General features: G+C 72.6%; 19 protein-coding genes and 1 pseudogene. 9 read left to right on the top strand and 11 right to left on the bottom strand.

The annotated features are described in order from the left end of the window. Positions 1–183: pseudogene (locus ACZ6ZI_RS35345) on the bottom strand (phosphatidylserine decarboxylase); the annotation flags it as partial. A gap of 101 nt (positions 184–284) precedes the next feature. Beyond that, the gene (locus ACZ6ZI_RS35340; protein WP_469528065.1) at positions 285–776 is read right to left on the bottom strand and encodes a DUF4265 domain-containing protein; all 492 of its coding nucleotides are present in this window, start codon (positions 774–776) and stop codon (positions 285–287) included. Between the two features lie 224 nt (positions 777–1,000). Here ACZ6ZI_RS35340 and ACZ6ZI_RS35335 point away from each other — a divergent pair, with 224 nt between their 5' ends. Beyond that, a complete protein-coding gene (locus ACZ6ZI_RS35335) occupies positions 1,001–1,894 on the top strand; it encodes an RNA polymerase sigma-70 factor (RefSeq protein ID WP_469528063.1) in 894 nt (297 codons plus the stop codon). 12 nt (positions 1,895–1,906) lie between these two features. Here the strand turns inward: ACZ6ZI_RS35335 and ACZ6ZI_RS35330 are convergent, their stop codons facing one another. Beyond that, positions 1,907–2,662: a hypothetical protein gene (locus ACZ6ZI_RS35330; protein WP_469528061.1), complete on the bottom strand. Its 756-nt coding sequence runs from the start codon at positions 2,660–2,662 to the stop codon at positions 1,907–1,909. A 155-nt stretch (positions 2,663–2,817) separates the two neighbouring features. On the opposite strand from ACZ6ZI_RS35330, the gene ACZ6ZI_RS35325 reads away from it, so the two are divergent. From ACZ6ZI_RS35325 to ACZ6ZI_RS35315, 3 genes are all read left to right on the top strand, one after another. Next, positions 2,818–3,186, top strand: coding sequence for a PRC-barrel domain-containing protein (locus tag ACZ6ZI_RS35325; RefSeq protein ID WP_363058709.1), 369 nt, complete (start codon positions 2,818–2,820; stop codon positions 3,184–3,186). 173 nt (positions 3,187–3,359) lie between these two features. Beyond that, positions 3,360–3,572 carry a hypothetical protein gene (locus ACZ6ZI_RS35320; RefSeq protein ID WP_469528058.1) on the top strand — a complete coding sequence of 71 codons (213 nt, stop codon included), beginning with the start codon at positions 3,360–3,362 and terminating at the stop codon, positions 3,570–3,572. Positions 3,573–3,648: 76 nt separating this feature from the next. Further along, positions 3,649–4,518 carry a GNAT family N-acetyltransferase gene (locus tag ACZ6ZI_RS35315; protein WP_469528056.1) on the top strand — a complete coding sequence of 290 codons (870 nt, stop codon included), beginning with the start codon at positions 3,649–3,651 and terminating at the stop codon, positions 4,516–4,518. Between the two features lie 63 nt (positions 4,519–4,581). Here ACZ6ZI_RS35315 and ACZ6ZI_RS35310 read toward each other — a convergent pair whose 3' ends face one another. The 3 genes from ACZ6ZI_RS35310 to ACZ6ZI_RS35300 form a co-directional block, all read right to left on the bottom strand. Continuing rightward, positions 4,582–6,315: an FG-GAP-like repeat-containing protein gene (locus ACZ6ZI_RS35310; protein ID WP_469528053.1), complete on the bottom strand. Its 1,734-nt coding sequence runs from the start codon at positions 6,313–6,315 to the stop codon at positions 4,582–4,584. Between the two features lie 96 nt (positions 6,316–6,411). Beyond that, positions 6,412–7,566 (bottom strand): transglycosylase family protein, encoded by a 1,155-nt coding sequence (locus ACZ6ZI_RS35305; protein WP_469528051.1) that lies wholly within the window; start codon positions 7,564–7,566, stop codon positions 6,412–6,414. A gap of 169 nt (positions 7,567–7,735) precedes the next feature. Beyond that, a complete protein-coding gene (locus ACZ6ZI_RS35300; RefSeq protein ID WP_469528049.1) occupies positions 7,736–9,091 on the bottom strand; it encodes an FG-GAP repeat domain-containing protein in 1,356 nt (451 codons plus the stop codon). Between the two features lie 295 nt (positions 9,092–9,386). Between ACZ6ZI_RS35300 and ACZ6ZI_RS35295 the strand changes: the two genes are divergently transcribed. Then, positions 9,387–9,989 carry a hypothetical protein gene (locus ACZ6ZI_RS35295; protein ID WP_469528047.1) on the top strand — a complete coding sequence of 201 codons (603 nt, stop codon included), beginning with the start codon at positions 9,387–9,389 and terminating at the stop codon, positions 9,987–9,989. Between the two features lie 27 nt (positions 9,990–10,016). Here the strand turns inward: ACZ6ZI_RS35295 and ACZ6ZI_RS35290 are convergent, their stop codons facing one another. Further along, a complete protein-coding gene (locus tag ACZ6ZI_RS35290; RefSeq protein WP_469528044.1) occupies positions 10,017–10,685 on the bottom strand; it encodes a dihydrofolate reductase family protein in 669 nt (222 codons plus the stop codon). 157 nt (positions 10,686–10,842) lie between these two features. On the opposite strand from ACZ6ZI_RS35290, the gene ACZ6ZI_RS35285 reads away from it, so the two are divergent. After that, positions 10,843–11,388: a DUF1877 domain-containing protein gene (locus ACZ6ZI_RS35285; protein ID WP_469528042.1), complete on the top strand. Its 546-nt coding sequence runs from the start codon at positions 10,843–10,845 to the stop codon at positions 11,386–11,388. Positions 11,389–11,443: 55 nt separating this feature from the next. Here ACZ6ZI_RS35285 and ACZ6ZI_RS35280 read toward each other — a convergent pair whose 3' ends face one another. Beyond that, the gene (locus ACZ6ZI_RS35280; protein ID WP_469528040.1) at positions 11,444–12,109 is read right to left on the bottom strand and encodes a hypothetical protein; all 666 of its coding nucleotides are present in this window, start codon (positions 12,107–12,109) and stop codon (positions 11,444–11,446) included. A 241-nt stretch (positions 12,110–12,350) separates the two neighbouring features. On the opposite strand from ACZ6ZI_RS35280, the gene ACZ6ZI_RS35275 reads away from it, so the two are divergent. Next, entirely contained in the window at positions 12,351–13,289 is a 939-nt protein-coding gene (locus ACZ6ZI_RS35275; protein ID WP_469528037.1) for a hypothetical protein, read from the top strand. Between the two features lie 34 nt (positions 13,290–13,323). On the opposite strand, the gene ACZ6ZI_RS35270 is transcribed toward ACZ6ZI_RS35275, so the two are convergent. Further along, entirely contained in the window at positions 13,324–13,680 is a 357-nt protein-coding gene (locus ACZ6ZI_RS35270) for a helix-turn-helix domain-containing protein (protein WP_469528035.1), read from the bottom strand. A gap of 265 nt (positions 13,681–13,945) precedes the next feature. Here ACZ6ZI_RS35270 and ACZ6ZI_RS35265 point away from each other — a divergent pair, with 265 nt between their 5' ends. Further along, positions 13,946–15,229 (top strand): NADH:flavin oxidoreductase/NADH oxidase family protein, encoded by a 1,284-nt coding sequence (locus ACZ6ZI_RS35265; protein WP_469528033.1) that lies wholly within the window; start codon positions 13,946–13,948, stop codon positions 15,227–15,229. Between the two features lie 40 nt (positions 15,230–15,269). On the opposite strand, the gene ACZ6ZI_RS35260 is transcribed toward ACZ6ZI_RS35265, so the two are convergent. Beyond that, the gene (locus ACZ6ZI_RS35260) at positions 15,270–15,539 is read right to left on the bottom strand and encodes a hypothetical protein (RefSeq protein WP_469528031.1); all 270 of its coding nucleotides are present in this window, start codon (positions 15,537–15,539) and stop codon (positions 15,270–15,272) included. Positions 15,540–15,705: 166 nt separating this feature from the next. Further along, positions 15,706–16,908, bottom strand: coding sequence for a cytochrome P450 family protein (locus ACZ6ZI_RS35255; protein ID WP_469528029.1), 1,203 nt, complete (start codon positions 16,906–16,908; stop codon positions 15,706–15,708). A gap of 208 nt (positions 16,909–17,116) precedes the next feature. Between ACZ6ZI_RS35255 and ACZ6ZI_RS35250 the strand changes: the two genes are divergently transcribed. Continuing rightward, entirely contained in the window at positions 17,117–17,773 is a 657-nt protein-coding gene (locus ACZ6ZI_RS35250) for a hypothetical protein (RefSeq protein WP_469528078.1), read from the top strand. Positions 17,774–17,788: the final 15 nt, after the last annotated feature.

The raw sequence follows: 17,788 nt of genomic DNA, 5'->3' as shown, positions 1-17,788 counted from the left end.
GGGGTCGCGGAAGAACCACAGCATGCCCGCGGCGAGCGCGGTGGCGGGCACGGCCGCCGCGGCCCAGCGCCCGGACTTGCGCGCCCGGGTGAGGCCGATCGCCGCGGTGGCGACGGTCGGCAGGAACCACGGCGTCGCCCCTCGGGCGATGGACAGCGGACCGAACTTCAGAGGGGCATTCATCAGGACTCCCGAACGCAGACGTACCGTATGGCCCCCATATCCTGCCGGCCCCGGACGACGGAGCCGTCCTCACCCGCGCGGGCCCGCGCGGAGCCGAGCCGTCACGACGGGGCGGCGAACGGTACGACGTCGGCCCACTCCCGATAGCCGTGCCCGGCGTTGACGGCTGCCTCCATGACGGCGAACAACCTGGAGGGCTGAGCACCGGGCGGTACATCGACGGCGACGAACCCGGCGCCGTTCCACTCGCTGAGGAGCCCGGCCGCCATGACCTCGGTCTTGATCTCGTCAGCGAGCTTCTGGCGATCGGCGATCGGAAGATCGGGAGCGAACAGGAGCCGCAGCGTGCGGTGGGAGGATCTCCGGACTACTTCGGTGACGTAGTCGTCGTCGTTGAGCACCACGACGTCGCCCAGGGCGATCCCGTAGGCGGAGAAGGGCACGCAGGCGACCTCGTGTTGCCCGTTGTCGTCGGGCGTACTCAGCCAGAGCTGCTCGACCTGGTCGTCCAGGCCGAAGGGAGCGAGGTCGACGCGTGCGATGTGGTTGGTCGCGGCGCGTCCGACCGGATGCTCGTGAACGACGAAGTGCATGTTGCTCTCCCGCTGACCGAACCCGATGGTCTGCCATCATGCGGGAACCCGTCACCTCGCCGGCCGGCGGGGTGTGGGCCGCCGAAGGCCAGTAGCGTCGCCGGGGTGACCGTGACGCCTCCTTCCGATCTCCTGTCCCGTGCCCTTGACGCGCCGGAAACCGGGGCCGCCCACTGTGTCATCTTTGCCTTGTCAGGGGCAGGGGTGCTTGGCACGATACGCCGATGATCACCTCGAGCGAGTCGGAGCTGGACCCCTTCACCGCGCACCGCCCCCTGCTGTTCGCCACCGCCTACCGGTTGACCGGCACGGTCACGGACGCGGAGGACGTCGTCCAGGACGCCTGGCTGGCCTGGAACAAGGACGACCGCACCCAGGTGAGCCACCCCAAGGCGTACCTGGTCAGGGCCGTGACCAACCTGGCCCTGAACCGGCTGACGTCGGCCCGCGCCACGCGGGAGACGTACGTCGGGCCGTGGCTGCCCGAGCCGCTGCTGACCTCGCCCGACGTCGCGGAGAACAGCGAGCTGGCCGAGAGCGTGTCGACCGCGATGCTCGTCGTGCTGGAGAGCCTGACGCCCGTGGAGCGGGCGGTCTTCGTGCTGCGCGAGGCGTTCGGGTTCTCGCACGCGGAGATCGCCGGGTTCCTGGACCGGCCCGAGGCGACGGTCCGGCAGATCGCCCGTCGGGCGCGTGCCCACGTACAGGAGCGGCGGCCCCGCTTCGACACCGACGGCGCGCGCCGCGAGGAGGTCACCGCCCGGTTCATGGACGCCTGCGCCGGCGGCGACCTGAACGCCGTCATGGAGCTCCTCGCACCCGAGGTGACCGCCTGGTCGGACGGCGGCGGCAAGGTCACCGCCGCCATCCGCCCGCTGCACGGCCCCGCCCACGTGGCCCGTTGGCTCCTGGGCGTCATGGCCAAGCCCGAGATGGCCACCGCCACCGTGGAGACGGCCTTCGTCAACGGGGAACTCTCCGTGCTGTGCCTCATGGGCGGGGCCCCCATCGGCGCGCTCACCTTCGACGTCGACGACGGCGGCCTGCTGGTCAACCTGCGCTTCCAGGTGAACCCCGACAAGCTGCGAGGGCTGCACGGCGTGCGCGACGAGGTCTGACGCGCGCGTACGTCAGCGTGCGGGCCCCCGCCCGCCGCCCCGGGCCGGCTTTGCCTCCGCCTTCGCCGCGGCCTTCGCGTCCGCGGTCGCGCGCCGCTCGCGCTCGTACGCGACCCAGGCGTCGGAATCGATGCGCTTGCGGTAGACCTGCTCCGGCTCGGCCGCGCCCAGGTGCACCGTCCACACCCACAGGACGGCCGACGCCACGAAGAAGCAGAGCGCGAGCCCCAGGTAGGAGCCGGCCTCCTCGGACTCGGAGACCCCCTCGTCGTGCATGAAGCCGGGTACGCCGACGATGAGCACGTTCACCCACCAGGCGAGCGCAGCGTTGAACAGGGCCAGGGCGACCCAGTACGCGACGCGCGTGCTCCGCGCGGGACCGCTCAGCTCCCCCAGCAGGAGCAGGCGCCGCAGCGAGACCGGCCCCGACCGGCGGCGGGTGCCCGACTCCGCCTCGGCCCGGCGCACCGCGGCGTAGCAGTCGTCCAGCCAGCGGTCCGGGTCCGGTGCCGAAGCCGGAGACGAGGACAGGGACAGGGACGGATACGGGGACGGGCCGTCGGTCGGGGCCGCCAGTTCCTTGGCCTGGATCCAGCCGGAGATGAACTGAATCTCCAGCTGGGCCTTCTCCAGCTGCCGACGGTAGTGGTGGTCGGCGCTGCGCGCCTCGCGGCGGTCCCGGATGAGGAGGCTGGCTCCGCCCACGAGGCCGCTGATCACGGGCACGCAGAAGGGGGCGAACAGCACCAGGGAGTCCATGACAGCCACCGTGCGCGCCTCCTCACTCCCCTCAGCCTCGCACCGTCGCGGGGCGCGGCCCCGTCCTGGGGGGCCGATCGGGCGATTCGATCGGAGCCGATTCGATCGGGGCGGGCGGGGCAGGCGAGGGCGGGCAGGCAACCGTCTACGGAAGGAGTCATGAGATGACCGACGACATGTGGGCCTACCGGTCCGGCATCGTGCACCCGACGGGTGAGGACCTGACGGGCTTCCGCGTGGAGGCCTCCGACGGGCACATCGGCAAGGTCGACCGGCATTCGAGCGAGGTCTCGGACGCGTACATCGTCGTGGACACCGGCGTGTGGATCTTCGGCAAGGAGGTCCTGATACCGGCGGGCACCGTGATCCGCGTGGACCGCGAAGCCCGGACCGTCCACGTCGAGCAGACGAAGGAGCAGATCAAGGCGGCTCCGGAGTTCCACCGCGAGAACCATCTGGGCGACCCGGACTACCGCTTCGAGCTGAGCAAGTACTACGGCGGCACCGGCCCGTTCGGTGGTCCGCTCGGCTGACGCCCCGCGGGGCCGGCGGGTCCGGCGGAGTCCGCGGGGCCGGCCGGGCGCGCGTTCGGGTGGTGTGGGCGGTGCGGGTCGTGTCGGATCCGGCGTGCGACGCGGTGTCGTCATGCTGGTCGTCGGGCCGGGCCGGGTGCGGCCCCACCACACGCCCGCGAAAGGAGCACGGCATGGCGACGGACGAGGTACGACGCTTCCTGGCCGCGCTGCCGCCCGAGGAGCGGTCCGCCGTCGAGGGCAGGTCGCCCCAGGAGCAGGAGCGGCTGGCCGCGGCCTGGGAACGCGAGCTGGAGTCGGACGACGAGCTCGACACCCTGGACGAGCTGTCCCCGCCGGCGGCCGAGGCCGAGGCCGCCCGACGCGTCATCGCCCGCGAGGCCTGACCCCCCGCCGCGCCGCGCTGCCGGTACGTCCGTAATTCGGGTGCGCACGGCGGCGCGGTGGGGTGGGATCGGCCGTATGACGATCGAGTGGGGCAGACCCGCGGTCGGCGGGGCGGACGCCGCCCTGACCGTACTGCGGGAGTGGCAGGACGACGGTGCGCCGTTCCAACTCCATCCGGGGGACCTCGGCTGGTTCCGCCGGTTCGGCGCGGCGGCGACGGACTCGGCTCTGCGGACCTGGAGCCGGGACGGACGGCTCCTCGCCATCGGGCTGCTGGACGGTCCCGGGCTGCTGCGGCTGGCCATCGCGCCCCGCGCCCGACAGGACGAGGAGTTGGCCCGGCGGCTGGCCCTGGACCTGGCCGATCCGCTGCGCGGCGTACCGGGCGAGGGGACGGCGTACGTGGAGGCACCCGCGGACGCCCTGCTCCAGGACCTGCTGTCGCACGACGGGTGGGACGTCGACGAGCCGTGGACACCGCTGCGCCGCGACCTCGCGGAGCCGGTGGAGGACGCGGGCGTGCGGACCGAGGTGATCGGGCCGGACCGGGCACGCGTACGGGCCCGGGTGCACCTGGCGGCGTTCGACGGGTCGACCTTCACGGACGGGCACTGGCACGCCATGGCGGCCGGACCGGCGTACGCCGAAGCCCGCTGCCTGGTCGCGTACGACGACCGGGGCGAGGCGGTGGCGGCCGTGACGGTGTGGTCGGCCGGTCCGGGCCGGCCCGGGCTGCTCGAACCGATGGGCGTGGCCGCCGCACACCGCGGGCACGGCCACGGCAGGGCGATCACCCTGGCCGCGGCGGCCGTGCTGCGGGAGTCGGGTTCGTCGAGCGCGGTCGTCGCCACCCCGAGCTCCAACGTCGGCGCCGTCGCCACCTATCGGGCGGCCGGCTTCGAGCCGCTCGACGAGGTCCGGGACCGGCGCCTCGACGGCCGATGACGACCTTCCCCCTCTGCGGCCTCCTCCTCGATCTCCTCGGGGGTGTCCGGGCGTCCTCACGGGTCAGAAGAGCAGTTCACCGGCCGGGTAGCCGGTGCCGGCCTTGACGGGGGCGGCGAAGGCGCCGGCGCCGGTGCCCTTCAGCAGGAAGAGGGTGTCGCGGCCGTCGCGGGCCAGCAGGTCGGCGCGGCCGTCGCCGTTGAGGTCGCCCGGGGTGGTCAGCGCGTCGAAGGCCTTGAGGCCGGAGGCGGTCTTGACCCGGGGGGCGTAGCCCCCGGAGCCGTTGCCCCGGTACAGGTACAGGTCGCCCGCGGCGTCGCGCCCCAGGAGGTCGGGCCTGCCGTCGCCGGTGAGGTCGCCGGGGGCGAGCAGCCGGTCGTAGACGTTCCAGCCGTTGCCGATCTTCAGGGGGGAGCCGTAGGAGGCGGCGCCGTTGCCGGCGTGGAGCCACAGGTCGCCCTTGGTGTCGCGGGTGACGAGGTCCGGTTTGCCGTCGCCGGAGAAGTCGCCGGGGGCCAGCAGGAGATCGTACGCCGACCAGCCGGTCGCGGCCCGGACGCGCGTGGATCCCTTGTACGCGCCGGCGGCGTCGGCGGGGTAGTGCCACAGGGCGCCGTCGTCGTCGAGGGCGGCGAGGGTGGTGGTTCCGGGAAGCCGGACCACCTCCCGTATGACGTTCCAGCCGCTGCCGGTCTTGCAGGCGCCGGCCAGGGTGCCGTCGCCGCGGCCCGCGTAGCGGAAGAGGGCGCCGGAGGCGTCGCGACGGAACAGGGCCGGGGCGGAGGCGGCGATCGTGCCGCAGTCCGCCCAGGAGGCGGCGCCGCGCAGCATGCGGTGGTCGGAGACCGCGGGGGCGTCGGGGAGCGCGTCCCCCTTGGGCGACTTGAAGTGCCTGGAGCTGAAGAACAGGTAGTCGAGCTTCTTGTCCTGGCGGGTGAGTTCCCCGGAGCGGCAGCGCGGGTCCGTGCCCACGGTGCAGGCGGCCGGGTCGAAGAAGTCGGTGTCGGTCTCGTCGGCCTCGATGAAGGCGCCGTGGGCCCCGTCGTCGACGGTCGGGTCGTAGAACTCGCTCAGCGGTGCCGTGCGGGGGCTCGCGTTGAAGTCGCCGCCCAGCACCACGGGTATGCCCGCGTCCTGCCAGGCCTCGGCGCGCGCCGCGAGCTTCTCGGCCTCGCGCAGGCGCAGGGCGGGCTCGCGCCAGTAGAGGTGGACGGAGCAGGCCCAGTTGGCCCGGTTCTGTACGTAGTTCTTGACGCAGGGGACCTTCACCGGCTCCACCTCGGGGCCCACGGTCAGGTCGAGGTCGAGGGTTTCGGTGATCGGTCCGCGGACGAGGACGGCGTTGCCGTAGTCGCCGTCACCACACGAGGGGTCGTCGCCGGTGAGGGTGGCGCTGTAGAAGCCGTTGAACCCCAGGGGCGCCAGGCGCGCGAGCACGGCCTCGTACTGGGGGCCGCAGACCTCCTGGAGGAAGATCTGGTCGGCGTTCCAGGTGGTGACGGAGGCCTGGGCGACGATGCTGTCGATCCGTTCGCGGTCGTCGTAGCCCTTCGTCGGGTCGGAGCACTCGCTGCCGCAGATGTTGTGGCTGACGAAGCGCAGGGGCGGGGCGGTGGCGGGGGTGACCGTGTCGGCCCGGGCCGGGAGCGCCGTGGCCACCGTCGCGGCGACCAGGGCGAGGGCCGCGGCGGGGACGGCGAGGGCCCGCAAGGCGTACCGGGCGGCGCGGCGGCTCGGGGGTGGACCGGGGCGCGGACGGGGACCGAATCCGGGACCGGAACGCGGGAACAGACGCATGCGAACTCCTGTGGTGGGGCGGGGTGGGGTGGGGTGGGAAAGCCGACGGGGGCCTTGGCCCGGTCGTGGTGGACCGGGCCAAGGCCCCCGGTGGGACTACCAGTTGGTGCCGATCTCGGTGCGCGCGGCGCCTCCGGCGAAGGTCGGCCCGGTGTAGCGGAACAGCTTCCCGGTGGCGTTCTCGACGGCGACGAGGTCGCCCTTGCCGTCGCCCGTCACGTCGCCGACTCCGGCGAGGCCGCGCATGTCGTCCCACCCGGTTCCGACCTTGACCATGGTCGAACCGGAGTAGGTGGGGCCGGAGTAGCGGTTGAGGTCGCCGGTGGTCTTGTTGACGGCGACGATGTCGGCCTTGCCGTCGCCCGTGACGTCACCGACCCCGGTGATGGAGGAGTAGACGTTCCAGCCGGTGCCGATCTTCGCCCGGGTCGCGCCGCCGAAGGCGGGGCCGGAGTAGCGGTACAGGTCGCCCGTCGCCTTCTCCACGGCGATCAGGTCGGCCTTGCCGTCGCCGGTGAGGTCGCCGACCGCGGTGATGTTGGCCATCCCGTCCCAGTTGGTGCCGACCTTGACGCGGGTCGAGCCGCTGAACGTCGGGGCGGAGTAGCGGTAGAGGTCGCCCGTCGCCTTCTCGACGGCGACGATGTCGGCCTTGCCGTCGCCCGTCGCGTCGCCGACGCCGACGATGTCGCTCATGCCGTTCCACCCGTGGCCGATCTTCGCGCGGGCCGCTCCGCCCGCGAAGCCGGGTGCGCTGTAGCGGTACAGGTCGCCGGACGCGACCTCGACGGCGATCAGGTCGTTCTTGCCGTCGCCGTTGATGTCGCCCACGCCCGTCAGGTTGGCCATCTTCGACTGCGGTCGGGTGGGCTCGGGCGGGTACGGGTCGGCGTTGTCGTCGCCGAGGCCGGCGGCCGGCCCGCAGTGCGGCCAGGCCCCCTCGCCCTGGGTGGCGAGCACCTTCTCGGCGATGCGGATCTGCTCTTCCTTGGTGGCCTGGTGCGGGTAGTTGGCGTACTGCGTGCCGCCGAAGGCGTCCCAGGTGGACTTCAGGAACTGCAGGCCGCCGTAGTAGCCGTTGCCCGTGTTGATGGCCCAGTCGCCACCGCTCTCGCAGCGGGCGACCTTGTCCCAGGTGGCGACCGAGGCGGCGTCGGCGGTGCCGGCGGCGAGGAGGGGGAGGGTGAGGGCCGCGACCGGGGCGGCTATGAGGGTGCGCAGGGCGAAGCGCTTGCGGCTGAACACGGACATGACAAACCTCGTACTTCGGGTGTGGGTGCGGTGTGGGTGTGGGTGTGGGTGTGGTTGTGGCCGTACGCATGGGTACGGTGGAACTCCGGCGGCCGGGCCGGGGCCGACGCTTCCGGTCGGCCCCGGCCGGGCGCCGAGGGCTACTCGGGGTGTGACGTCGTCCCGCGGACTACCACTTGGTGCCGATCTTCACCGCGTCGCCGCCGGCGAAGTTCGGGCCGGAGTAGCGGAAGAGGTCGCCGGTGGAGGCGTTGACCGCGAGCAGGTCGGGGATGCCGTCCTTGTTCAGGTCACCGGGGCCCGTCAGGTTGATCATCGAGTTCCACTTGGTGCCGATCTGGACCCGGGTGCTGCCGGAGTACGACGGTCCGGAGTAGCGGTACAGGTTTCCGGTCTCGGTCTCGACGGCGATGATGTCGCCCTTGCCGTCGCCCGTGATGTTGCCGACGCCGACGATGGTGTCGTAGACGTTCCAGCCGGTGCCGATCTTGGCCCGGCTGCCGCCGGCGTACGAGGGGCCGGAGTAGCGGTAGAGGTCGCCGGTGGCGGACTCGACGGCGATGATGTCGCCGACGCCGTCGCCGGTGATGTCGCCGACCGAGGCGATGCCGTGCATCTTGTCCCAGTTGGTGCCGATCTTCACCCGGTTGCCGCCGCTGTAGTTGGGGCCGTAGTAGCGGTAGAGGTCGCCGGTCTTGGCGTCGGTGGCGATGATGTCGCCCTTGCCGTCGCCGTTCTGGTCCCCGACCCCGACGAGGGTCCCCATCGTGTCCCAGTTGGTTCCGATCTGGACGCGGGCGGCGCCCCCGGTGAAGTTCGGGCCGGAGTAGCGGAACAGCTTGCCGGAGGCCGACTCGACCGCGATGACGTCGCCGATCCCGTCGCCCGTGATGTCCCCGACGGCGGTGACGTCCGTCATCCCCCGGTCCGGGACCGTGATCGGGCCGTCGATCACCTTGTTGTAGCGGTAGGGCATCATGCCCTCGGACTGCATGTAGCCCTTGGTCACCTTGATGTGGCGGGCGTTGGTGCCCCGGCGGGCGTGCTCGTAGATCCACATCTCGGTGCGGGAGGAGTCCACCCACTTGTCGAAGAGCACGGTGTGCTCGTTGACGTCGTTCAGCGCGTCGCCGGGCAGCAGGTCGTCGTAGCCGCCCAGCTTGGTGGAGTGGTTCGGCAGGGTCCAGGTCGTCGCGCCGATGCCGGCGTTGAGGTGCCAGGCCATGGACACCAGGCCCGAACAGTCCGTCCGGTAGGGCTTGCCCTGCGGATCCGCGTAGGTGGCGCCCTGGTTGTACGGGACGTCGCGGTCGACCCAGAACTGGGCGCGCTGGAGTATCTCGGCCCGGGTGATCGCGCTGCCCGGGGTCGAGGTGGCGGCGACGGCGGCGGGTGCGGCGGCCGGCGCGGAACCCGCCGCCTGGGCCGGGAGGGTGACACCGAGCACGACCGCGGCGAGCGAGGCGGCGACGAGCGCGGAGCGGCTCACGGCGGACGGGGCGGGGATGAATATAGACATGCGCATGACAGAACTCCTCATGGAACGGTGCGGTGGATGTGACGCGGCGAGCAGAGACGGGGACGAGCGAGCCTTGACGGCGACCAACACCAGCTCCGCACAACGGACCTGACAGATGGTCGTCCCGAACTCCCCCTGGAATCCGCCTCGTTCACGACACGTTGAACGCTACGGTGCGTTTACGGATTCATCAATCAATAAAGCCGTACTGGATCGAGTTCATGCAGGTAAAAGCGTTGCAACTGTTGCAACAGGCATGACACTAAACGCAAATGATCGACAGGCGTGTTGCAATGGCCTGGTGGTGAAGGCGGCGGTCGACTCCCCGTTCCCCCTCCTGGGCCACGACCGGTTCGGCCGCCTCGCGGCAACGGTGGGAGACTCGGGGCACGGGCGGGCCGGCCCCTTCGACCCGTCACGCGCCACCGATCGATCCCGAGAGCGCAGGTTGACCATGTGGGAGGGTTGTACGCCGGTCCTGGGTGCCGAACCCGAGCCGTCGCGCCGGGAGATCACCGGCTGGGAGCTTCCCGGCATCGGTGAAATGGACGTGGAGTCGCACGGCTTCCGCTCGACGGTGCTGCCGGCGAACGGCTCCCTGTCCGTCGAGCTCGCGTTCCGCGGCGCGTACGTGGAGTGCGCCACGACCCCGTACCGGCCGCTCGGGCCGGTCACCCTGGTGCTGGACGGCGTACGGTCCCTCGACACGGAGACCCCCGAGACCCCGTCGGACCCGCTGTGGAAGCGGGCGCTGCGGGGCGACGGCGGGGACGCCCTCCTGCGGATGTCCTGGGACGGGGAGGAGGACGTCCTGTACGTCGACGACGGCCGAACCACCCTGCGCTGCCACGGCGGCACCTGGCACTGGCGCCTCGACACGCCCCCGGGACCGGCGGCGCCGTGACCCGGCGCCGCGCGGCCCCGCCGGTCCTTACGCCGTGCCCTCCCGGCCCTCGCGGACGACGAACTCGCCGGCTCCGGTCGTGCCGAACGCGTCACGGCGCAGGGTGAGGGCGACGGCCCCGGAACCGCCGGCCGCCACCTTCGACTCGGTGATCCGATAGGTGGACGGGACGGCGCCATCGCCGTCCCCGCCGCCGAAGAGGCGCTTGCCGGCACCGACGACGACGGGGAACTGGATCAGGCGGTACACGTCGACCAGCCCGGCGTCGTGCAGGCTCCGCACCAGCCGCCAACTGCCGTGCACCTGGAGCTCGCCGCCCGGCTGCTCCTTCAGCCGGCGCACCTGCTCGACGACGTCCTCGCCGCGCAGCACGGTGGTCTTGCCCCAGGCGGCGTCGGCGTCGGAGAGGGTGTTGCTGACGACGTACTTCTGCCCGGTGTTGAGGGTCGTGGCCACGATGTTGTCCGGCTCGGTGACCTGCGACCAGTAGGTGCGCATCATCGCGAAGGTGGTCCGCCCCAGGAGGACGGCGTCGGCGCGCCCGAACCACTCCCCCACCTGGTCGAGTTGGCCCTCGGTGCTGTGCGGCACGAGCCACCCGCCCCGGTCGAACCCGCCCGACGCGTCCTCCTGGACACCACCGGGGCCCTGCATGACACCGTCGAGGCTGACGAAGGTGTGAACGCTGAGTTCCATGCCTCTTCTCTCGTACTCGCTCGTGCGACGAGGACCGCCGCTGCCGTGTTCGTTCGTCCTGTAGACAGATGAGCGACAGGAAATGTGACACCGGAGCCGAACTTCCCCGCACGAATTCCCACGGGCCCCGTGCCGGCCGGTGGGGGATACTCCCGCCATGGCCGTCACCCAGCAACTCGCCCGCGTCCCGGAGGAATACCTCGCCGCCTGCCGTCGGTCCGCCGCCACGTCACCGGACGGCGACCACCGCTGGGATCCTCCGCCGTACGACGTACTGGACCTGGACTGGGCGCCGGCCATGCTGGAACGCCTCGGCGAGGTGGCCGGACTGGCGCAGGCCCAGCGCAACGCGTTGCGCCGGGCCACCCGCGGCGTCGACGACGGCGACAGCGACGCCGCAACGGCTCCGGACCTCGGCTTCCTCGACACCCACCCGCACGCCATAGCCCCCTTCGGGGGTGCCCCCGCCGGCCTGGACGCCTCCCAGGTGATCCGCGTCCGCGACCTCCTCGGCCGGATCGACATGCCGGCACTCCTCGCCGCCCTGCCCGCCGACGAGCGGAAGGCGGCGTCCCTGATCGGGCAGGAGGGCGTCCTCATCGGAGGCCTGAGGGCGTACCTCCTGAAGCACTTCGACGCCCTGCGCGACTTCTACCTCGACGCGGCACGGCGACGCCTGCACGTCGTCCTCTGGTGGGACTGACACGCGCCGGGCGCGCCCGTTCCTCGTCGGTCGACGGGCGCACGCTCGTGTCCGTCTACGAGTACGGCGAAGGACCGGACGCGACCCGGTCCGCCGGGTGCCCCTGCCCCACCGCGCGCCGATCGTGGATCGCGAACGTCACGGGTGAGGCCTGTGCCCGGCACCCCCCGCCCTCGCCGTGCAGTTCCTCCGGCCGCAGCGCCCAGGCGATGGCCTCGCCCGGACCGAAGTACGAGGGGTCGAGGTCGAACGTGGTCGTGGTCCTGGTTTCGTACGGCCGCCGCGCCGGCTCCGGACCGAGCCCGCGGCCGGCCGGCCGGACCTCGACGACCGTCCGGACGCAGAGCGCGGCGGCGGCCGCGAAGGCCCACCGGCCCTCGTCGAACGGTGAACCACCGAACCCGCCGTACGGCCGGTCCTCCTCCACCGTGAACCCGAGGTCGGACGTGATCTCGACGCCGATCCGCCCGTGCGTGCCGTCGCGGCGGTGCAGCGCCTCCCACACCACCCGCTGGAGCACCTCGGTGGGCAGCTCCGGACTGTCCCGCTCGACCCCGAAGTACCCCTCAGGACGCGCCCGTACGTCTTCCTCGAACGCGACCCCCCTCAGCCGATCAACCACGCGCCGCCCCACTCGTCCTCCCGCCACCATCGCGTCCACCATCGCGTCCGCCATCGCGTCCGCCATCGCGTCCGCCAGCGTGCGATCTTGACATCCCACCACGTCATTCTTCCTCCAGCCCCTCCTGAGGTGGGTACGACTGATGCCCCATCGGGGACATATCCGGTGGATCCGGCGTCGGGGGCGCGGCAGAATCCGGTGGGAACCGGGTTGAGGGAGAGCTTGTTTGTACGTGTTCGCGTGTGTCGGTTGCGGATCCGAGCTGACGGGACCGGTGTCCCGGGTCGCGCTCCCCGTGCACACCGGTTACGGGGGGTGGGAGGAACTCCATCCCCCGCTGATGGAGCCCGCCACGTACGCCGTCGATCCTCGGCCCACCGGTCCGCCGTGGCGCGTGTGGGAGGAGGTCGGGGAGGAGGCCGCCGCCCGGCAGGGGGTGTACGCCCCGGTGTACTCCGTCTCCTTCGGCGCGCGGAACAGGATCGTGATCGCCCCCGGCGACTCCCGGTCCATGGTGCTGATCCCCGAGAAGTGCGACGGCTACTGCCGGGGCGTGGACGGCAGGGCCGGCCCGAACCTGGCCTGCGAGGCGTGCGGGCTGGCCGTGGCCACCCGCATGGACGACTGCGGGCTCTGGCAGGGCGTGTGGTTGGAGCCCGACGCGGTCGTACGCCGCCCCTCGGGGCTCCCGGCCGGCCCGCCTCCCGACTGGGACGACCTGGCACGCCCCGAGCACCGCGTTCCCCCCGTCGAGCTCGACGGGGGGTGGAGCCGCCGCTGGGAGGCGGCGTTCGGGGTGGCGCTCGCCCACCTCGTGGTGGCCACCGAGGGCCGGCCCGTCACCCTGCCGGTCGGCCCCGTCGCCGAGTTGTTCGGGCACGCCGTCGGCCGTTGCCTCCCTCCGGGTTCCGGGGCGGCCCGGTCCGTCGAACTGTGCGGCCCGGGGATCCCGACTCCCCGGCCGCGTCCCGACGTCCTCCTCGTCCCGCGCCACCCCCTCACCGGCGAGCCCTGGCGCCCGCCCGGCGACGAGGGCCCGGTGGTGCCGCTGGACAGCGGCGTCTGGGCGTACCTCGTCCACCCGGGCGAGACCTCGCCGCGGCCCGCGACCGGAGTCCTCCCGGAGGGTGTGCTGCGCGACGACTACGCCCTGCCGGAGCTTCCGTGGTGGCCGTTGGCTCCCCATCGCCATGCCTTCACGGACACCCTGGTCGGGCTGCCCGCCATCCGCGGCCCCCGCCTGAGCCGGTTCCGCGACGCCCGCACGCCGGTGGGCTGAGCTCCGGTGGGCCGAACTCCGGTGGGGCCGGGCTTCAGCCGACCGTGATCCGCCGCACCGGTGTCCCGTTCGCCGCCCAACGGCCTTCGTCCGAAGCGGCGACCAGGCCTTGGCTGGACAGGTCCTTGAGGTGGCGGGTGATGGTCCGCGGGGTGTAGCCGATCGCCTCCGCCAGTTCCGGGACCGTACGCGGTTCGCCCTCGGTCAGCAGCGCGTAGGTGCGTGCGACGTTCCGGGCGAGCTGGGCGGGAACGGCCGGCTCGGAGCCGGTGGCGGGACCGGTGGCGGAAACGGGGGTGTCCTCGTGGGAGTACGCCGCGCGTGCCGCCGCCGGGGGCGGGGGCGGGGCGCCGGGCGACCTTCTGCGGATGGGGCGTGGGGTCCGGTTCACGGTCCGGTGTCTACGGCCTCGTTGGCGTTTGCTCATCCTGGGCCCTCTCCACTGCTTCTCGAATCCGTCTCGAACGCGTGTCGTGCAGAACGATCCGTACGCGTCCCGAGGTCGGCGCCCGGGTCATCTTCACCGGGACGGAGGACAACCCGAGGACAACCCGGTTCCGCACCGGTTCCGCACCGGAGCACGGACACTGGTCGACGAGACGGAACGAGATCGATCGCCGACGGCCGGCGTCGGCGACGGACCAGGGGGAATTCCGATGGACCTCTTCACACCACTCGACTTACCGAACGGCTCGCGACTCCCCAACCGGTTGGCCAAAGCCGCGATGGAGGAGAGCCTCGCCAACCAGCCCGGACAGTCCCCCGGACCGGACATGGAGCGGCTCTACCGCCGCTGGGCCCGGGGCGGCAGCGGGCTGATCATCACGGGCAACGTGATGGTGGACCGGCGGGCCCTGACCTCGCCGAGGACGATCGTCCTCGACGCGCGTACGCCGCTCGCGCCCTTCCGCCGGTGGGCGGCGGCGGCCGCTTCGGGCGGCGGACAGGTCTGGATGCAGATCAATCACCCGGGGCGGCAGGTCCGTTCGGACCTGCCCGGGATCGCCTGGGCGCCCTCCGAGGTCGGCATCAGCCTGGGACGCCACACCGCGGCCTTCGCCCGCCCCACGGCCATGACCGAGGCCGACATCGAGGCCACCATCGCCCGCTTCGTCACCACGGCGCTCCTCGCCGAGGCGACCGGGTTCCACGGCGTCCAGATCCACGCCGCGCACGGCTACCTCCTGAGCCAGTTCCTCTCCCCCCGCGTCAACCTCCGCACCGACCGGTGGGGCGGCGGCCTGGAGAACCGGGCCCGGCTCCTCGTCGAGACCGTCCGGGCCGTACGCGCCCGGGTCTCGCCCTCCTTCGCCGTCGGCGTCAAGATCAACACCGCCGACTTCCAGCGCGGCGGGTTCGACGTCGACCAGGTCGCGCGGGTGATCGCCCTCCTCGACGGCCTCGGCGTGGACCTCGTGGAGCTGTCCGGTGGCAGCATCGAGAGCGCCGCGACCATGGGGCGTACCTCCGACGACACCAGGTTGGGGCGGGAGGCCTACTTCCTCGACCTCGCGGAGCGGCTCGTCGAGTCCGCGACGATGCCCCTGATGCTGACGGGCGGGATCTCCCGCCGAGCCACCGCCGACCGGGTCCTGGAACGCGGGTTCGCCGTGGCGGGCGTCGCCACGGCCCTCGCCCTCCGCCCCGACCTGCCGCGCCGCTGGCACGCCGGAGAGGACCTCCGGGTCCCGCCGCCCCGCTTCTCCTGGCGCGACCAGGACGTCGCCAGCGCCGGAGTGCTGTCCGTCGTACGGGAGCACACGCGCCGCGTCTCCCGGGGCCGACACCCCCGGCCGCGCCTCCCCCCGGTCCTCATCCTGGCCCGGGACGTCCTGGCCAACCGTCGGCAGGTCCGGGCGTACGGCCGGTGGCTGGCCGCGAACCCGGCGCCCGAAGCGCACGCGGCGCCGGCGAACCGAACGGCCGGCGGCGGCGAGTGATCCGGCACCCCCGGTCGCGGTCGCGCATCGCGCCTCGTGCTCACGGGGCCTCGGGCCCCGGGGTGGTCGCCCGTGGCAGGGGCGGCCAGGTGAGCTGGTGCGCGGGCGGGTTCCACGGTTCGGGTGCGGGAGAGGGGGCGAACGGCCCGAGCCGGTTCACCATGAGGATCATCATCGTCCCGACGAAGAGCAGGGTGATGACGATGAGGGCGAGACCGACGGGGTTGCGCGGGTTGTAGTAGTAGCGGTTGGTGCCCCACCTGCTGCGCTTGAAGACCGGCTCGTGGTCGTGCTCGTGGTCGTGGTGCACGGGCTTCCCCCCGGATCGCAGGTGACGTGGGTCCCGCGCGCCGCGATCCCACCCGCTGTCCCGCTTCCCCCGCCCCATCCTCACGCGGCGCGGTGCCGTGGTCCATCCGTGCCTGCACCCATGTTCCGGGTACGGGCCGGAGGGTCGGGCGGGGCGGGCGCGGCCGTCAGTGGGTGTCGTAGCGGACCGGGAGCGAGGTCAGGCCGCGGGCGCGCAGGGAACGGCGCCAGGTGGGAGCGGGGCCCGCGGGTTCGAGGGTGGGGTAGCGCTCCAGGAGGGCGGCGAGGGCGATCTCCGTTTCGGCGCGGGCCAGGGGGGCGCCGAGGCAGTAGTGGATGCCGTGGCCGAGGGCGACGTGGCCGGCGGTGTCGCGGTCGAAGTCGAGGACGTCGGGGCGGGAGAAGCGCTCCGGGTCCCGGTTGGCCGCGGCCGGGGACAGCAGGACCGTCTCCCCCGCCGGGATCGTGACGCCGGCGATCGTGACGTCCTCGGTCGGGAAGCGGCGGATCGCGAGGAGGACGGGGCCTTCGTAGCGCGTGAGTTCCTCGACGGCGGCGGGGAGGAGCGAGGGGTCCTTGCGGAGCAGCTCCAGCTGTTCGGGGTGTTCGAGCAGGGTGTGGACGGCGTTGCCGATGAGCTGGACGGTGTTCTCGTACCCGGCGAACAGGATGAGGAAGGCGAGCGACATCAACTCGTCCTCGCCGAGCCGGTCCCCCTCGCCGTCCCCTGCGCCGTCCCCCTCCCCGTCCCGTACGGCGATCAGGTCGGACAGCAGGTCGTCGGCGGGCCGCGCGCGCTTGTGCGCCAGGAGTTCGGTGAAGAAGCCGAGCATCGCGACCACCGCCTCCTTGGCGGCGGCGGGCCGTTCGGGGTCCGGGGCGACGAGGGCGTCGGTCCAGGAGCGGAAGTCGGGGCGGCGGTCCTCGGGGATGCCGAGCAGGTCGCAGATGACGATGATCGGCAGCGGGCCCGCGTAGCCGGCGACCAGGTCGGCGGTCCCGGCCGTGCCGAGGGCGTCGAGGAGGCGGTCCGCGGTGGCGCGGATGGGGGTGCGGAGTTGTTCGACGCGGCGCGGGGTGAAGGCACGTCCGACGAGCTTGCGGATGCGGGTGTGGTCCGGGGGGTCCATGTTGAGCAGGTTCGCGTCGAGGGCGGGCGGCAGGGCGAGGCCGCGGTATCCGCCCTCGGCGGCGTTCCTCTTGTCCAGGGACAGCCGGGGGTCGGCGAGGGCGGCGCGCACGTCGTCGTAGCGGGTGACCAGCCACGCCGGCAGCCCGTCGGTCCCGGCGATGCGGGACACGGGTGCGGAGTGGCGCAGCCGCTCGTAGACGGAGTGGGGGTGCGCGACCAGTTCGCCCTGAAGATCCATGGGGCCACCCTAGGTCGTGGCCCCGTCCACGCGGCCACCGGGCTTCGTGCGGGAGGGAGTTGTCGGGGTGTGCCGGCGGGACGTCAGATGTTGCCGCGAGGCCGGAAATGCGCTCGGGCCGCCGGTGGAGGGCGTGTGAGCATGGTGCGGACGGGTGGTGCGTCGGCCTGCCCGTGCGGATCGGACGAGGGGTGGACGCGTGGGGAAGATGTCGGATGAGGAGCGGCGGCGTGTTCCGTTGTCGCCGCCGCCCGAGTTGGTCGCCGAGGCGGCCGCGAACCCGGGCGGTTCGGTCGCGGTGATCGACCGTGACCTCGTCAGTGACCCCAACGGCTTCGTCCCGGGGGAAGCGGTCCAGGGGGTCTGGCGGGTCGGGGCGGACGGGAGGCTGACCGGTGAGTTCGTGGAGAACCCGAACTACGGTCCGCCCCAGGACGACTTCGCCAGGCTGACGGATCCGGATCACTGGCTGGGTTGGCTCGGTGAGCGGCCCGCCGTCGCCGTGCGCGAGTCCGTGGAGGAGATCCTGCGGGAGCAGGTTCCCGACGCGGTACTGGAGTGGTTCAAGGTGCCGGACGCGCCGCGTTACCTCACGGGGGCCCGCCGGGGGACGGACGGCGCGAACACCGTGCTCGTCACCCGGGCGGGCATCGCCGTGCCGTTCGCGTTGTCCGTGGTCAGTCCCGGGCGCAGGAGGGAGATCCTCCAGGGGGTGTTCACCTGGGTCGCCGTCGGTCTCGACCGGCCGGACGGACGCAAGGACCGCGTTTGGTTCGACCTCCGGGCCGATCTGGACCGGGCCGAAGCGGAACTGCGCGAACGGATCCACCTGGTCGACGGGAGCCGGGGCCCGGACGGCGCCTGAGAGCCGTACACCCGC

The sequence above is a fragment of the Streptomyces sp. NPDC103540 genome (assembly GCF_055584445.1).
This window is presented reverse-complemented; position numbering and strand designations above follow the sequence as displayed.

Excerpts from the sequence above, each read along its gene's own strand:
- ACZ6ZI_RS35340 (WP_469528065.1), bottom strand. The coding sequence starts at position 776 with ATGCACTTCGTCGTTCACGAGCATCCGGTCGGACGCGCCGCGACCAAC.
- ACZ6ZI_RS35335 (WP_469528063.1), top strand. The coding sequence starts at position 1,001 with ATGATCACCTCGAGCGAGTCGGAGCTGGACCCCTTCACCGCGCACCGC.
- ACZ6ZI_RS35325 (WP_363058709.1), top strand. The coding sequence starts at position 2,818 with ATGACCGACGACATGTGGGCCTACCGGTCCGGCATCGTGCACCCGACG.
- ACZ6ZI_RS35320 (WP_469528058.1), top strand. The coding sequence starts at position 3,360 with ATGGCGACGGACGAGGTACGACGCTTCCTGGCCGCGCTGCCGCCCGAG.
- ACZ6ZI_RS35315 (WP_469528056.1), top strand. The coding sequence starts at position 3,649 with ATGACGATCGAGTGGGGCAGACCCGCGGTCGGCGGGGCGGACGCCGCC.
- ACZ6ZI_RS35310 (WP_469528053.1), bottom strand. The coding sequence starts at position 6,315 with ATGCGTCTGTTCCCGCGTTCCGGTCCCGGATTCGGTCCCCGTCCGCGC.
- ACZ6ZI_RS35305 (WP_469528051.1), bottom strand. The coding sequence starts at position 7,566 with ATGTCCGTGTTCAGCCGCAAGCGCTTCGCCCTGCGCACCCTCATAGCC.
- ACZ6ZI_RS35300 (WP_469528049.1), bottom strand. The coding sequence starts at position 9,091 with ATGCGCATGTCTATATTCATCCCCGCCCCGTCCGCCGTGAGCCGCTCC.
- ACZ6ZI_RS35290 (WP_469528044.1), bottom strand. The coding sequence starts at position 10,685 with ATGGAACTCAGCGTTCACACCTTCGTCAGCCTCGACGGTGTCATGCAG.
- ACZ6ZI_RS35285 (WP_469528042.1), top strand. The coding sequence starts at position 10,843 with ATGGCCGTCACCCAGCAACTCGCCCGCGTCCCGGAGGAATACCTCGCC.
- ACZ6ZI_RS35275 (WP_469528037.1), top strand. The coding sequence starts at position 12,351 with ATGGAGCCCGCCACGTACGCCGTCGATCCTCGGCCCACCGGTCCGCCG.
- ACZ6ZI_RS35265 (WP_469528033.1), top strand. The coding sequence starts at position 13,946 with ATGGACCTCTTCACACCACTCGACTTACCGAACGGCTCGCGACTCCCC.
- ACZ6ZI_RS35255 (WP_469528029.1), bottom strand. The coding sequence starts at position 16,908 with ATGGATCTTCAGGGCGAACTGGTCGCGCACCCCCACTCCGTCTACGAG.
- ACZ6ZI_RS35250 (WP_469528078.1), top strand. The coding sequence starts at position 17,117 with ATGTCGGATGAGGAGCGGCGGCGTGTTCCGTTGTCGCCGCCGCCCGAG.